The sequence below is a fragment of the Anaerobacillus sp. QJM3NY_17 genome (assembly GCF_056173665.1).
On sequence record NZ_CM149685.1, the window covers coordinates 872,022 to 885,706 of the forward strand.

Consider the following 13,685-nt stretch of genomic DNA (forward strand, 5'->3'; position numbering starts at 1 on the left):
ATGAAACTTCCTTTATTTTCAAAAAAACGAAACGAAAGAGACCCCTCATTCGTATAAATAGAAAAGAGCTCGGGAGGAATGCTGCATGATGAACTTGTTTCTTATGTTGGTAGTTATTGTTGCATCTTTAACTGGCTTCAATTGGTTAATGGGCTATCGGAAAAATCATATCCAGATTGACCTGGATGAACGCTATATCGACTACAATGAATACGTAAGGGCACTTAAGAATGAACTGAGTGCGCAAGGAAAAGATGTGGAGTACCTGGGTAATCGTAAGTTTAAGATCGATGGTAAGAAGTATCTGTTTATTGAACGAAACGTCACCATGGGGGGAGTCCCACTTCAGCGCACTATCTTGAAGCCAGCCCCTAATTCATAACAAGCACATCAATTGCTATAATAAGTTGAAGCTACTATGCTTATCCTATTCTTAAATAAGCATTGGAGGTAGTAAACTTATGGAACAAATTGCGGTTACGGCGATTTTAAAGCCTAAAACAGGTAAAGAAGAGAATGTCTTAAGTGTTCTTCAAGAAGTTCTGAAAGGTTCAAGGAATGAAGAAGGTAATATTCAATATGACGTTCATCAATCTATAGAAGATACAACATTTGTGATCTATGAAGTGTGGGAAAATCAACAGGCGATTGAAACGCACATTAACTCAGAGCATTATGAGAAGTATCGCAAGGATATCGGTGACCTTATTGATAGCCGAGAAGTTTATAAAATGAAAAAGCTTTAAAGTCATTTCCGTTTCATTTCCGCGGAAATAACTGAGATATCGGGGATATAGTTTGTTTTTCGTGGGAATAATGACGAAAATCGCTGAATGAGCCAAAAATAATAGCATTAGAAAAGCACCTCGGATTCGGGATCCGAGGTGCTTTTCTAATAAATTAACGTCCTTCTTTTGCAAACCGTGCGATACGTTCTTCGATTTCATCACGTACTCGCTGGAAGAAAGCCCATTTTTCTTCTTCTGTGCCTTCTGCTTTAGCTGGGTCATCAAATCCCCAATGTTCACGCTTTACATGCGCTGGTGTTCTCGGGCATTTATCATTCGCATCTCCACAAAGCGTAACTACAAGATCCGCATTGTTTAAAAGATCCATATCAATCATGTCGGAAGTTTGGGCGGAAATATCAATATCGGACTCTTTCATTGCTTTAACAGCATTAGGGTTGAGGCCATGGGCTTCAATCCCCGCAGAATAAACATCGTATTCATCACCTAAGTGTTTTTTACCGAATCCTTCAGCCATTTGGCTTCTGCATGAATTACCTGTACATAAGAAATAAATTGATTTTTTGTTAGACATATATTGTTCTCCTTTTTAAATTAAAATTTAGATGATTAGTAGCCAGAAGTAAAGGCCAAGTAATGTAATGAGTAGAGTTGGTACTGTTAAAATAACACCAATTTTAAAGTAGTATCCCCACGATATTTTGACGCCCTTTTGGGAGAGAACGTGGAGCCATAATAGTGTTGCAAGAGACCCAATTGGCGTAATCTTTGGACCTAAATCAGATCCAATAATATTCGCGTAAATAAGGGCTTCGCGCATTGTACCGGTCGTTGAAGTCGCTTCGATCGCTAGTGCATCAATCATAACAGTTGGCATGTTATTCATAATTGAGGACAGGATTGCAGCGATGAAGCCCATCGAAACGGTTCCTACGAGCAAACCTTGATCTGCTACTGATTGGATGACATTTGCAAGAATATCTGTTAGTCCCTGGTTACGAAGGCCATAAACGACCACATACATTCCGATTGAGAAGAAAACAATCGCCCATGGGGCCCCTTTGATGACGTTCATCGTTTCAACCGCTTTACTGCGTCTCGCCATTAGTAGAAAGAAGATCGCGACGATTCCTGCGATAATCGATACAGGAACTCCGATAAATTCACTGGAGAAATAACCGACAAGTAGAATCGCAAGGACAAACCAGGAGAGCCTAAACATTCTGCTGTCTTTAATTGCTTCATGTGGAACGCGAAGCTGGTTAACGTCGTAATTTCCAGGAATGTCTTTTCGGAAGAACAGATAAAGGACAAGGATACTTGCGCCTAAGGAAAATAAGTTTGGCACAATCATACGTGATGCATACTCAACGAATCCGATATCAAAGAAGTCAGCGGAAACGATGTTCACAAGGTTACTCACAACAAGTGGAAGTGAGGTTGTATCGGCAATAAACCCACTTGCCATGATGAATGGGAAAATCATTTTTTCCTTAAAGTTCAAGTTCCGTACCATCGCAAGAACAATTGGCGTGAGAATAAGGGCAGCTCCGTCATTTGCAAATAAAGCGGCAACGACTGCTCCGAGTAACGAAACGTAAATGAACATGCGAAGTCCGTTTCCTTTGGCGATCCGTGCCATGTGAAGCGCCGCCCATTCAAAGAATCCAATCTCATCAAGAATAAGAGAGATGAGAATGATGGCAATAAAAGCAAAGGTAGCATTCCATACAATCCCAGTTACGGTGATGACATCTTGAAAATCTACCACACCGACTAATAAAGCAAGCAATGCGCCGCCACACGCAGACCAGCCAATACCCAGGTTCTTAGGTTGCCAAATAACGAGTACTAACGTAAGTATGAAAATAAGAATAGCGAGTGTGACTGTCAATCTAATACCTCCATTAATCGCAACAAATGCGTAGTCCTTTTTTTTCTAGTTCGTAAAGTTTATCCTTTTGGTCAGGAATGAAGGTTAAAATACTCTGAATCACTAAAAAGGCTTCATGATCTGCATTTAATGAATAGAATACCCATTGGCCCTTTTTGCGTTCTTTCACTAAACCAGAGTCTCTCAATTTTCTTAGGTGCTGACTGATAGAAGGTTGGCTCATTTGCAATACTTCTACAAACTCACAGACGCAGCATTCACCATCTTTTAAAAGGCCCACTATCGTTAAACGCGTTTTATCGCCAAGTAATTTAAGGACAGAAGCAGCCTGATCGATTTCAATCATAGTGTTCTCCATTTCTTCACCTCCACAAATCATTATATAAGCATATACTTATATAATCAAGCAGATTTAAAATGTTGAGAAATTTAGAAAACGGAGCAAGAGTCATTGGTAAACGTTGCTTCGAAATTCTTGTTCGATTAGCATTCTTTCTTGTAGGCAACTGCCTTATGCTTAACAATATGGTTAGAAAAGTAACGATAAAACTAAACGAATGCCCATCCATTCAATAGGAAGCTGCATAGTATGAAGTAATCCAAGATGGAAAGGAGGTCATACTCCATGGGATACGGTTACGGCAGTGGGTTTGCTCTAATTGTAGTGCTGTTTATTCTCCTTATCATCGTAGGTGCAGCTTTTGTTGGAGGAGGCTACTAATTCTCGGAACATAAGCTGTATTCAGCAGGGAATTCCTGTTGAAGGAGCACGGGTTGAATAATAAATGCGCAAGAAGGCTGATTACCTTTAAATCAGCCTTTTCTTGTATAGAAAGATTGAACAAGCTCCTTCAATCTGTTGTCTTTTTTTGGAGTATGGATTTTGGGTATAGCTTGTTACCTAATGAACCGTATGTCTCACTCGTTCTGGGATCAATTAAATTTGTCTGTTCATGATAAACTCGAGGCGTATGCCAGAGAGTGATTAGGGCTCTTGTCATTGGCATCTCGTGGTATCGTTCTGGCCACATTGTTTTAATATGCTCTTTCACAAGTGGATAATATTTCGGATTCATCCCTGGAAACAGATGATGCTCTGTGTGATACGAGAAGTTGAAATGTAGGATGTCCACTATTTTTGGTACTGTAACGGTGAGACTGTTCGCAAGCGGATCATTGATAGGTGTTAATGGATTTAATCTGTGATTTGTTGAGATATAAGCCATTACGATAAAGTTTGCGATGAGAAGTGGAATGAAATAAGCAAATATCCAATTCCTTATTCCGATCACGAAGATAAGACTGATCCATGTTACCCAGGGCAAAATCATTTGTAGAAAAACGTCACGTTGCTTTTTTGGCGCAAATTCTTTTACATAAGTAAAAAACATTTTAATCGAATGGGCGGTAAATTGAACCGTTAATGAAATAAAAGCAAAGAACGAACGGATAAATAACGGGAGTCCGTAAATCCATTTGAACATTTTCATTCTCGAAATACGTTCTAGGGTTGGCCATGCATCTGGATCATTAGCATCATGCTGAGTATGTACATGGTGATTTAGGTTGTGCCATTTTCTCCAAAGTTTTGGGCCAGTACTTAATGGCCAAAACGCAATCGCGCCTAGAATATCACGTAGCAAGGCATTTCTTACAACTGTTCCATGTAGAATTTCATGGCCAAGAAAACCAAGTCCGGCAAAGCAAGCGCCTATCATAAATGAAAAGACAAGTGCTATGAGGGTAGGTAAAGGATTGGAGGCAATGATTAAGAAACAGGTCAATGTGATGACGAGATATGTAAATCCCCCGAAGAGTCGTACTGGAACAGGCTTAAAAGCTTCAGGTGGAAGGTGTTTCTTAATCCGAGCAGCATACCAGCTGAATGAGTGTAGATCGTTCATCATAATCTCCTTTCGAAATGCGAGAATGCTATAGAGCAACTGTTATTTAAGTGTAGAAATAAGCATATAAGTCAATCATGTACCTGAGTAAGAAGAAATATTCAAATGAAAATCAGGAAATGTATTGATTTCAAATAAGCGTCACGATAGAATAAGAAAAAATAACTAGGCAATGAAGAAGAAGAGTAGTCTTGAGCGGCACTTTAGAGAGCTGGTGGTAGGTGAAAACCAGTGTGCGCAACAGATGAATGGGCTTCTGAGCTACCGAACTGAACAGTAAAGTAGGATTCGGCGGAACGTCTTACCGATACAAGAGACACCTTATTGAAATAGGTTTCATTCTGTAAGGGGTAAGCGCGTTTACGTTTGTAAACGAATAAAGGTGGCACCACGGGTCTCTCGTCCTTTTTAGAGGATGAGGGGCTTTTTGTGTTGTCTAAAATGATGGAGGGACATATGAAAAAGACGATCTTAACAGGTATTAAGCCGACTGGAAGAGTTCATTTAGGCAATTACATTGGAGCGATTAAACCAGCTTTAAAACAAGCGATGAATGAGGAACTTGACCCTGTTTATTTTGTCGCAGATTACCACGGATTGACGAAAATTCGAGATCAGCAGCAGATGGAAGAATTATCGTACGGGATTGCAGCTACGTGGCTTGCACTTGGACTTGATCCAACAAAGGTGATTCTCTATCGTCAATCGGATGTACCAGAAATCTTTGAATTATCGTGGATTTTGGCTTGTTTTAGCCCTAAAGGATTAATGAATCGGGCGCATGCCTACAAAGCAATTGTGGAGAAAAATCGTGAGGGAGATCGCGAAGAGGATGAAGGGGTGAATATGGGGTTATTCACTTATCCCATTTTAATGGCGTCTGATATTCTAATGTTTCAAACCGATTTCGTCCCTGTAGGCAAAGACCAGATTCAGCATGTGGAAATCGCAAGGGATATAGCCGCTGCTTTTAATTTTCAATTTGGAGAAACGTTCACGTTGCCAAGCTATATTGTCGATAAAAACACGTCCGTACTTCCTGGGCTTGATGGTAGGAAAATGAGTAAAAGCTATCACAATACGATTTCATTGTTTGAAGAGCCAGATAAGCTTAAAAAGTTAGTTAATCGTATTACAACGGATTCTTCTGACCCAACAGAACCAAAGGATCCGGATACATCAACGGTATTTGCACTTTATAAAGAATTTGCTAGTGATGCCGAAACGATTGAAATGAGGAAAAAATTCAAAGAAGGGATCGGATGGGGAGAAGCGAAAAAAGAACTTTTTCATGTTATGGATGATTTCTTAGCTGAACCTCGAGAGAAGTACCGTTACTATATGGCTCATAGAGATGAGCTTGACCAAATTCTTGAAGAGGGAGCAAGGAAAGCAAGAGCTAAAGCGCAGCCGTTCTTGAAAGATGTGAAAAGCAAGCTAGGCATTCGACGATAGCAAGCTAGAAAACTTAACGTATTGTTCCTATATGCCGATAAAGATCATATATAGATTTCTTATGATAACTTCGGAGGCACAACACTATGATTGAAATGATAGGAGAATATAATTGGTGGATCGTCTTACTGTCAGTAGTCATCGCGGTCTTTGCTTCATATAGTGCGCTAGATCTCGCAGGTAGAGTTTCTTATTCGAAAGGGATTCGCAAATGGGTATGGGTCATTGGTGGGGCTGGCGCAATGGGAGTTGGAATATGGTCGATGCACTTTATAGGCATGCTTGCTTTTTCAATGTCGATGCCAATGACCTATGATGTTCCCCTTGTTGCTCTATCTACTTGCGCGTCTTTCTTTGGATCTTTCATTGCTCTTGTCGCAGTTGGAGGGAAGGAGCTAACGATTAAAAGGTTAGTTGTTGGAACGATCTTTATGTCTGGGGCTATTATCGCTATGCATTATATAGGTATGGAAGCGATGGAAAATGTTAAGATCGTTTACAATGATTGGTTGCTCGTTCTTTCAACACTTATCGCTATGTGTGCTTCATTTACAGCGCTAAAACTAGCCTTTACCCTTTCTAGATCCCAAAAATACCGTCACTTAATTTTACTAAAGATAGGCAGTGCGGGAATCATGGGAATTGCTATTGCGGGGATGCATTACGTTGGACTTGAAGCTGCGACCTTCTATATGTCTAAAGTACATCATCAACCAGTTGTAGAAGGATTAGACACGTCCGCTCTTTCCATTGCTATTGCCGTCGGTACGTTGTGCGTTCAAACGATTTTGATTTTTGGTGTTGTGACTGAACGGAAATTGATTAAGCAGTCAATTGAGATGAAGGGTAATGACTATCGTTTACGATCACTGCTTACATATAGCATTGATGCGATCCTCACTTTGACAGTAGATGGAAAAATCCGTTCGCTCAATCCGGCAGGTGAAAAACTATTCCGTGTGAAAAAAGATGAATTAAGTCATGTAAATCCAATGGATTTTTTCGAAAGTGAAGAATTAGAGAGAGTGAGTCACTATTTTCTTTCGGTGCATGACACAAGGCAGGCTGTCAGTTTCAATACGAAGGTCTTTACGTTTGACGGAGGGATAAACGATTTAAATGTGACGTTCGTTCCCATTTATTTAAATGATCGTCTTGATCGGATCTATGCTATTACAAAAGATATAACGAAGCAAAGAGCAGCAGAGCAAAAAAACCATCAAATGGCTTATTTTGATGCCTTAACGTCATTACCAAATCGTCGCTCATTTGTTGAATACCTAGAGAACTGCCTTAGGAAAGTAGATGAACCAGCAGATCTTGCTGTTATGATGCTCGATCTTGATCGTTTTAAAGTTATTAATGATGCTCTTGGTCATAACACAGGTGATCTTTTTCTATGCGCAGTTTCCGTGCGTCTGCAAGAATGCGTGGACCCATTTGGTTTTCTCGCACGCCTTGGAGGGGATGAATTTGTGATTGTCCTCGACGGATTTAAGCACATTTATCCTGATGAGCTTGCGAATCAAATTATTGAAGCATTTGAGAAGCCATTTCAGGTTAGTGGCCACGAGCTGTCCACTTCGGTAAGTATTGGCATAGCAGCAGCACCTGGTGACGGAACAAACGTTGAATCATTGATGAAGCATGCCGATATTGCGATGTATTCTGCAAAAGGACGTAATCGCAAGAAATATCAATTCTACTCGGCATCCATGGGACAAAAAAGTGAATTGAGATTAATAGAAGAAAGTTCGCTTCGAGCGGGACTTATCAACAAAGAATTTATTCTACATTATCAACCTCAGGTGAAATGCACTGATGGTTCACTGTCAGGAGTTGAAGCCCTCGTTCGCTGGAAAGCAGGAAAGGAAGAACTCCGCTACCCAGGCGATTTCATTTCACTAGCGGAAGAGACAGGTCTTATCGTTGAACTCGGCCGTCAAGTGCTTGATATGGCTTGTGAACAGGCGAAGAAATGGTGTGAGAGCGGTTATCCTCTTCGTGTTTCAGTGAATCTTTCTGCTAAGCAATTTCAGAGTGATGAACTAATTACAACGATTAAAGAAACGCTAACCAAGTATTCTCTTGATCCAGCATTGTTAGAGCTTGAGGTGACAGAGAGTATGACAATGGAAAACTCTACTCGCTCATCGTGGATGATTACTTCTCTTAGAGAACTCGGGGTGAGTATTTCTATTGATGACTTTGGTACAGGTCATAGTTCGTTAAGCTATCTCAAAGACTTTTCGATCAATCAGGTGAAAATTGATAAATCCTTTATTGATGAGTTAACACAAAATGTGAAGTCCGACCAAATTACGAGTGCGATTATTGCCATGAGCAAGCAATTAAAACTACACGTCATTGCAGAAGGGGTAGAAACGATTGAACAAGCTGATTTTCTATCATCAAAAGGGTGTGATAGTATTCAAGGCTATTACTACAGCAAGCCGGTTCCCCCTCAACAAATTGAAGATACTTATTTGAACTTGGAACCATCACCAGCTTAATCGTTTTATTTTACCTTATGCTGTGGATTCTCGATTCTTGGTTCAGGCGATTGGTTTTCAATTCTTTTGATATGGGTTTTATAATAATGAAGAGTCATTCGAACATGTCCAAAATGTATGCAGCAGGATGTTTACAACGATAGAAGAAGTTTCTTATTCAAGAAATTCAACATAAAAAACAAAGACTACCAACTGGCAGTCTTTGTTTTTTATTTTTTAATTAAGCTGTATCCGATCCAATGCAAAGCCTGTTGAAGATTTGATTTTACAACAATTTGGTCAAAGTCACTTGAGGCTTGAACCGCTTTTATAGCTAGATCCGGACGAATACCTGTTACGATCATTTGAACTCCAACAAGTTTAAGAGAATCTCCTATTTTAAGAAGATTGGTCGCACTTTGGCTGTGAATATTAACAAGTCCTGATAAATCGAAAATGAGATAATCAAGGTTGTTCTTTGCACTTTCAGCGAGAGCACGTTCCATTAATCGTTCTGTTCGAATTTCATTAACGTCTCCAATGATCGGAAGAATGGCTACTTCTTCTGAAATGGGAACAATAGGCACAGATAGTGATTCGATCTCAGTATTTGCCCTTTCTAATTCAAGGACATTTCCAAGAAGGTTAGCCATCGCTTTAAATAAATCAACGTGATCTTCATTGTAATGAAATGGTTTAAGATCAAGTCCACATAAAGTACCGTAGTTATCACCGTTACGATAATAAATAGGTACACCAATTAATGAGCCACCACCGAGATTTTTGGTAACTTCCATATTTTTTGTTGAATCATGGGCTGCCAAATCATCAATAATAAGGGGTTCACGACCGCCTTTTACGATGAATTGTCAGTAGGAATCGCGATATAAGGTTTCAAAACCTGACTCCAGGATAATTTCATCACGATTGAATGAAGAAATAATATCTACATCTGTCTTATCGTTTTTGGCTACAAAAAATGTATTTACGCCTACGAATTTACTAATAACCTCTAAGACATCTTGAGATGCATCTTCAATGGAAGTATAGGTAGGGATATTAGAATGAATCATATCATACACCTCGTTTCTAATTCATCTAAACAAATCTTATATTTCTATACTATCTTATCATTAAGCTGATAGATAGAAAAATCACTATGAAATATGATTGGAAGTCGAATGATTACTAACGGTAGAGGAGTAAGAAGAGAAGTTATGAAATAAATTTTCATTCATTTCACAATTTCTGGATTAGATTTTGATGATTAGGGTATCAGTAAAATTGGGACATTGAAACTGCAGAAAAGACACTACCCTAAATAGATAGATAAAAGTGTGGATTGTCTCATTCTCCTTTTTAAATGTTTCGATCAATAATGGTAAAGCGTTTAGTTTTCTAGTAGGATAGGGATTTTTACATAGAAAATATCAGTACGAGAGGTGAGTTAATGAAAAATGCTACATTAGTTTTTTGGTATAGTCTCATTGTATGTTTGCTCGTTGTTTTGTGGGGAGCGATTTTGCCTGAGCATTTACAGGAGGTAACATCTACCGCAACTACTTACATATCTAGTCGATTTGGATGGTACTATCTTCTGATTGTTGTGGCTATTCTAATCTTCTGTATTTATTTGATTTTCTCTAGATTTAAAGACATTAAGCTTGGTGGAAAAGACGACAAGCCAGAGTTCAGCTTGCCAACTTGGTTTGCTATGTTGTTTAGTGCAGGAATGGGAATGGGCATGGTGTTTTGGACAACCGCAGAACCAATTTCTCACGCCTTCAAAAGCAGCCCGAGTGGTGAATTAGGAACAGAACGAGCTATTGAGGAATCTCTACAGTTTTCTTTTTTTCACTGGGGTGTACACGCATGGGCTGTCTACGCGCTCGTTGCTCTCGTGCTAGCTTATTTTAAGTTTCATAAAGGATATCCTGGATTGATTAGCGCTACGTTAACCCCTTTGTTTGGAGAAAAGAGGATGCAGGGGACGCTAGGGTATATGATCGATACTCTTGCTGTTGTCGCAACGGTAGTAGGCGTTGCAGCTACACTAGGATTCGGATCTGCCCAAATTAATCAGGGTCTTAAATTCTTGTTTAACACACCAGCAAACTTCTCTGTACAGTTGCTTATTCTCGTTATTTCAACAGCACTATTTATTGCCTCTGCATGGTCGGGATTAAAAAGAGGAATCAAATATTTGAGTAACATTAATATGATACTTGGATTTGCGCTTATGATTCTCCTCCTTATTGTAGGGCCAACGCTCTACATTATGAACATGTTTACGGGCTCCTTAGGCGGTTATATCTCAAACTTTTTCGATATGAGTTTACACATTGAGCCGATCAACAATGATCAACGTTCTTGGGTCGATAGCTGGACGATTTTCTACTGGGCATGGTGGATTTCTTGGTCTCCATTTGTGGGGATATTTATTGCAAGAATTTCAAGAGGTCGAACGATAAAAGAGTTTATGCTTGGGGTTTTATTTGTTCCATCTATTGTCTGTTTTATTTTCTTTGCGGTGTTTGGAGTCTCAGCGCTCGATCTTCAGCAGAGTGGAATTGCAACGATTTCGGATTATTCGATTGAGACGGCAACATTTGCGGTTTTACAAGAGTATCCTCTTGGCACGCTAATGTCCTTTATCACGATTTTCGTGATTGCCATTTTCTTTATTACATCAGCTGATTCAGCAACGTTTGTATTAGGAATGCTCAGTACGACGGGTTCATTAAACCCATCCGCGATGATTAAGATTGTCTGGGGTTTAACTCTTTCCAGTATGGCTGCCATTATTGTGTACTTCGGTGGAACACAAGGATTGCAAAACATGCTTATTCTTGCGGCATTGCCATTTTCCATCGTCGTTCTCCTCATGGGGTATTCCTTCTTTAAGGCAGCAAGCAAGGAAGTATTATCAAAGAGAAAACGAGAAAAGATGCAACAAAAAGCAGTGTAATTGGATGAAGAGCTGTGTACCTGATGAGGGTGCACAGCTTTTTTTTGCAGGGATCAAGTCATTGGATCGGGAATTAGGAACACAGTAAGTCAGATTGTTCGTATAGAAAGGAAGAGGGAAACGTGAAGCAAATTATAGCCATGGGAGGCGGCGGTTTTTCGATGGAACAGGATAACCCACTCTTAGATGCATACATTCTTAATCAAGCAAAGTGTACGAAACCTAAGATATGTTTTATACCAACAGCAAGCGGTGATGCGGAAGGATACATAGCGAAATTCTATGCCTTCTTTGAAAATCAGCTCTGTATTCCTTCTCATTTGTCTCTATTTAATCCGCGTGCAAATATTGAAAAATTTCTATTAAATCAAGACATAATATACGTTGGTGGTGGAAATACCAAAAACCTAATGGTGCTCTGGAAAGAATGGGGCTTAGATCATACATTGAAGAAAGCCTGGGAGCAAGGCGTCATTTTAGCTGGAATTAGTGCAGGGGCAATCTGTTGGTTTGAAGAAGGACTCACGGATTCTTATGGAGATAAGCTCGAGTCACTGAAGTGTCTTGGGTTTTTAAAGGGGAGTTGCTGTCCCCACTTTGATGGAGAAGAAGAACGAAAACCTGCCTATCATCAAATGATTAATAATGCGCAAATGCAACCAGGAATCGCCCTTGATGATGGAGTAGCCGCTCATTTTATTGACCAATCGCTTAAAGTAGCTGTCAGTTCAAGAAAAGAAGCGAGTGCATATAAGGTTAATAAAAATGAGTCAACTGAAGAAAAGATTGAAACCATATACCTTGGTGCAGACGGACAATGATAAAACAAGGAAATGATTCTCAGAAAAGCCCCATCTCTTTGCGTGAGATGGGGCTTTTCTGAATTCTTTTTTTACAGTCGGGAGCTTAACCCTCCAACATTCCTAAAGACTTTAATGCACCTTCTAGGTTCTGCTTGATTGTAAGAGATTGCAAATCAAGTCCAAGTGATACTACACCTATAGCGACATCAGAACTTACACCTGTCACAATAATTTCAACACCCATCACTTCAAGAGAATCAACGATTTTAAAGAGATGCTGGGTCATCATCGTATCTAGTGTGGCTACGCCTGATAAATCAAGAATCAGAGAGCGGATTTTCTTCGCACTTGATTCCATTAACGTGCGTTCAAGAATGAGATTCGCGCGTTTTTCATCTATTTCACCAATGATCGGACAAATGGCTACTTTAGAAGAGATTTTAATGATTGGGACAGTTAGTGCATCGTCTTGAATATACTGTTTCTGAAGGCTACGAGTTTTCTTATCAAGGTAGCTTTCGGTAAAAAGGTTAATGGAATGATCAATCAAGGGATCTATTAATTTCGATATAGTAATAACGTCAGACACTGTTAAAGAAAATGTATGTTGGTGATCTTCCATATAAGTCAGTAACGACTTTTTCATCGCTGTAATGCTCATTAAGATCGTATCTAAATAAGCAGGGAAGTTTTCTTCCTCTTCAAATCTTTGGAGATCTTCAGAGGGATAAGAAATTTCTCCTGCTTCAATGGACTCACCTAGTGAAACTAGAATTTGTTCAGTGAAAGTATATGACTCACCTGGTAGGCTCTGTACTTGAGTGTTCATATCAATTAAATGTCTAGTGTTGGCTGTGATATCATCTATGTTTTGTAGAATAGATTGTCCTAGGCGATGGATAGAGTGAGAAAATTGTTCGGACATAGAAACTCCCTTCTAGCATTACGGTCTACTTGTGGTAAAATAAATTTAATATATGCTTATCTTACTACAATGCACTGTTTTGTGAAGAAGTATATTACTATATACCTGGAGGTGCAGCTTAAATTTGAACAGGTCTGTAGAAGATATGAAAACGACACTTGATGTTGTCTGTGGGAAGTGGAAAGCCGTTTTGCTGCTAGAATTAGTGGAGAAGCCTCTTAGATTTAGTGAGATCAAAAAGGTGATTCCGCGCATACCTCATCAAACGCTTATTAAACATTTGAAAGAGCTTGAAATGGATGGGCTACTTAATCGTAAAGAATCAAAAGATGTCCCTCCCAAGGTAGAGTACTCTTTGACATCATATGGGTATGAGCTTGAACCACTGCTTCACGAAATGGAGAAGTGGGGAAAGATTCATCGCACTCGTTCAGAAGAAACGATTGCAAACTAAAAGGAGCGTGCAGATGCACGCTCCTTTTTGGATATTATGGT

The 13,685-nt window shown here is 39.5% G+C and carries 15 protein-coding genes and 1 other annotated feature; of the genes, 8 read left to right on the forward strand and 7 right to left on the reverse strand.

All coding sequences use genetic code 11. The features are described 5' to 3' along the window. Window positions 1–85 precede the first annotated feature (85 nt). Both AC0VYV_RS04730 and AC0VYV_RS04735 read left to right on the forward strand, forming a co-directional pair. The gene (locus AC0VYV_RS04730; RefSeq protein ID WP_430243692.1) at window positions 86–382 is read left to right on the forward strand and encodes a hypothetical protein; all 297 of its coding nucleotides are present in this window, start codon (window positions 86–88) and stop codon (window positions 380–382) included. Window positions 383–461: 79 nt separating this feature from the next. Beyond that, window positions 462–746 carry a putative quinol monooxygenase gene (locus AC0VYV_RS04735; protein ID WP_430243690.1) on the forward strand — a complete coding sequence of 95 codons (285 nt, stop codon included), beginning with the start codon at window positions 462–464 and terminating at the stop codon, window positions 744–746. Window positions 747–900: 154 nt separating this feature from the next. Here AC0VYV_RS04735 and arsC read toward each other — a convergent pair whose 3' ends face one another. From arsC to AC0VYV_RS04750, 3 genes are read right to left on the reverse strand one after another with little or no spacing between them, the layout of a single operon-like run. Further along, window positions 901–1,323, reverse strand: coding sequence for an arsenate reductase (thioredoxin) (gene arsC, locus AC0VYV_RS04740; RefSeq protein ID WP_475366695.1), 423 nt, complete (start codon window positions 1,321–1,323; stop codon window positions 901–903). Window positions 1,324–1,350: 27 nt separating this feature from the next. Next, the gene (locus AC0VYV_RS04745) at window positions 1,351–2,643 is read right to left on the reverse strand and encodes an arsenic transporter (protein ID WP_475366696.1); all 1,293 of its coding nucleotides are present in this window, start codon (window positions 2,641–2,643) and stop codon (window positions 1,351–1,353) included. A 13-nt stretch (window positions 2,644–2,656) separates the two neighbouring features. Beyond that, complete coding sequence (locus AC0VYV_RS04750; protein WP_430243686.1) at window positions 2,657–3,001, reverse strand: ArsR/SmtB family transcription factor; 345 nt, start codon at window positions 2,999–3,001, stop codon at window positions 2,657–2,659. Between the two features lie 267 nt (window positions 3,002–3,268). On the opposite strand from AC0VYV_RS04750, the gene AC0VYV_RS04755 reads away from it, so the two are divergent. Then, complete coding sequence (locus AC0VYV_RS04755; protein WP_142329528.1) at window positions 3,269–3,364, forward strand: YjcZ family sporulation protein; 96 nt, start codon at window positions 3,269–3,271, stop codon at window positions 3,362–3,364. A gap of 130 nt (window positions 3,365–3,494) precedes the next feature. Here AC0VYV_RS04755 and desB read toward each other — a convergent pair whose 3' ends face one another. Beyond that, the gene (gene desB, locus AC0VYV_RS04760) at window positions 3,495–4,547 is read right to left on the reverse strand and encodes a Delta(10) desaturase DesB (protein WP_475368502.1); all 1,053 of its coding nucleotides are present in this window, start codon (window positions 4,545–4,547) and stop codon (window positions 3,495–3,497) included. 163 nt (window positions 4,548–4,710) lie between these two features. Beyond that, window positions 4,711–4,957 (forward strand) — a binding site (T-box leader). 46 nt (window positions 4,958–5,003) lie between these two features. Between desB and AC0VYV_RS04765 the strand changes: the two genes are divergently transcribed. Both AC0VYV_RS04765 and AC0VYV_RS04770 read left to right on the forward strand, forming a co-directional pair. After that, entirely contained in the window at window positions 5,004–6,002 is a 999-nt protein-coding gene (locus tag AC0VYV_RS04765) for a tryptophan--tRNA ligase (protein WP_475368503.1), read from the forward strand. 86 nt (window positions 6,003–6,088) lie between these two features. Next, on the forward strand, window positions 6,089–8,515 hold the full coding sequence (locus tag AC0VYV_RS04770; RefSeq protein ID WP_475374500.1) for an EAL domain-containing protein: 2,427 nt from the start codon (window positions 6,089–6,091) through the stop codon (window positions 8,513–8,515). Window positions 8,516–8,724: 209 nt separating this feature from the next. Here the strand turns inward: AC0VYV_RS04770 and AC0VYV_RS04775 are convergent, their stop codons facing one another. Both AC0VYV_RS04775 and AC0VYV_RS04780 read right to left on the reverse strand, forming a co-directional pair. Then, window positions 8,725–9,357, reverse strand: coding sequence for an STAS domain-containing protein (locus AC0VYV_RS04775; protein WP_475369040.1), 633 nt, complete (start codon window positions 9,355–9,357; stop codon window positions 8,725–8,727). Between the two features lie 6 nt (window positions 9,358–9,363). Next, window positions 9,364–9,567: a hypothetical protein gene (locus AC0VYV_RS04780; protein ID WP_430243679.1), complete on the reverse strand. Its 204-nt coding sequence runs from the start codon at window positions 9,565–9,567 to the stop codon at window positions 9,364–9,366. A 377-nt stretch (window positions 9,568–9,944) separates the two neighbouring features. Here AC0VYV_RS04780 and AC0VYV_RS04785 point away from each other — a divergent pair, with 377 nt between their 5' ends. Both AC0VYV_RS04785 and AC0VYV_RS04790 read left to right on the forward strand, forming a co-directional pair. Continuing rightward, complete coding sequence (locus AC0VYV_RS04785; protein ID WP_475374501.1) at window positions 9,945–11,462, forward strand: BCCT family transporter; 1,518 nt, start codon at window positions 9,945–9,947, stop codon at window positions 11,460–11,462. A 122-nt stretch (window positions 11,463–11,584) separates the two neighbouring features. After that, entirely contained in the window at window positions 11,585–12,283 is a 699-nt protein-coding gene (locus AC0VYV_RS04790; RefSeq protein ID WP_475374502.1) for a Type 1 glutamine amidotransferase-like domain-containing protein, read from the forward strand. A gap of 85 nt (window positions 12,284–12,368) precedes the next feature. Here AC0VYV_RS04790 and AC0VYV_RS04795 read toward each other — a convergent pair whose 3' ends face one another. Continuing rightward, complete coding sequence (locus AC0VYV_RS04795) at window positions 12,369–13,190, reverse strand: STAS domain-containing protein (RefSeq protein WP_430243673.1); 822 nt, start codon at window positions 13,188–13,190, stop codon at window positions 12,369–12,371. A gap of 124 nt (window positions 13,191–13,314) precedes the next feature. On the opposite strand from AC0VYV_RS04795, the gene AC0VYV_RS04800 reads away from it, so the two are divergent. After that, window positions 13,315–13,644 (forward strand): winged helix-turn-helix transcriptional regulator, encoded by a 330-nt coding sequence (locus tag AC0VYV_RS04800; RefSeq protein ID WP_475366703.1) that lies wholly within the window; start codon window positions 13,315–13,317, stop codon window positions 13,642–13,644. The last annotated feature ends 41 nt before the right edge of the window (window positions 13,645–13,685 follow it).

Excerpts from the sequence above, each read along its gene's own strand:
- AC0VYV_RS04730 (WP_430243692.1), top strand. The coding sequence starts at position 86 with ATGATGAACTTGTTTCTTATGTTGGTAGTTATTGTTGCATCTTTAACT.
- AC0VYV_RS04735 (WP_430243690.1), top strand. The coding sequence starts at position 462 with ATGGAACAAATTGCGGTTACGGCGATTTTAAAGCCTAAAACAGGTAAA.
- arsC (WP_475366695.1), bottom strand. The coding sequence starts at position 1,323 with ATGTCTAACAAAAAATCAATTTATTTCTTATGTACAGGTAATTCATGC.
- AC0VYV_RS04750 (WP_430243686.1), bottom strand. The coding sequence starts at position 3,001 with ATGGAGAACACTATGATTGAAATCGATCAGGCTGCTTCTGTCCTTAAA.
- AC0VYV_RS04755 (WP_142329528.1), top strand. The coding sequence starts at position 3,269 with ATGGGATACGGTTACGGCAGTGGGTTTGCTCTAATTGTAGTGCTGTTT.
- desB (WP_475368502.1), bottom strand. The coding sequence starts at position 4,547 with ATGAACGATCTACACTCATTCAGCTGGTATGCTGCTCGGATTAAGAAA.
- AC0VYV_RS04765 (WP_475368503.1), top strand. The coding sequence starts at position 5,004 with ATGAAAAAGACGATCTTAACAGGTATTAAGCCGACTGGAAGAGTTCAT.
- AC0VYV_RS04770 (WP_475374500.1), top strand. The coding sequence starts at position 6,089 with ATGATTGAAATGATAGGAGAATATAATTGGTGGATCGTCTTACTGTCA.
- AC0VYV_RS04780 (WP_430243679.1), bottom strand. The coding sequence starts at position 9,567 with ATGATTCATTCTAATATCCCTACCTATACTTCCATTGAAGATGCATCT.
- AC0VYV_RS04785 (WP_475374501.1), top strand. The coding sequence starts at position 9,945 with ATGAAAAATGCTACATTAGTTTTTTGGTATAGTCTCATTGTATGTTTG.
- AC0VYV_RS04795 (WP_430243673.1), bottom strand. The coding sequence starts at position 13,190 with ATGTCCGAACAATTTTCTCACTCTATCCATCGCCTAGGACAATCTATT.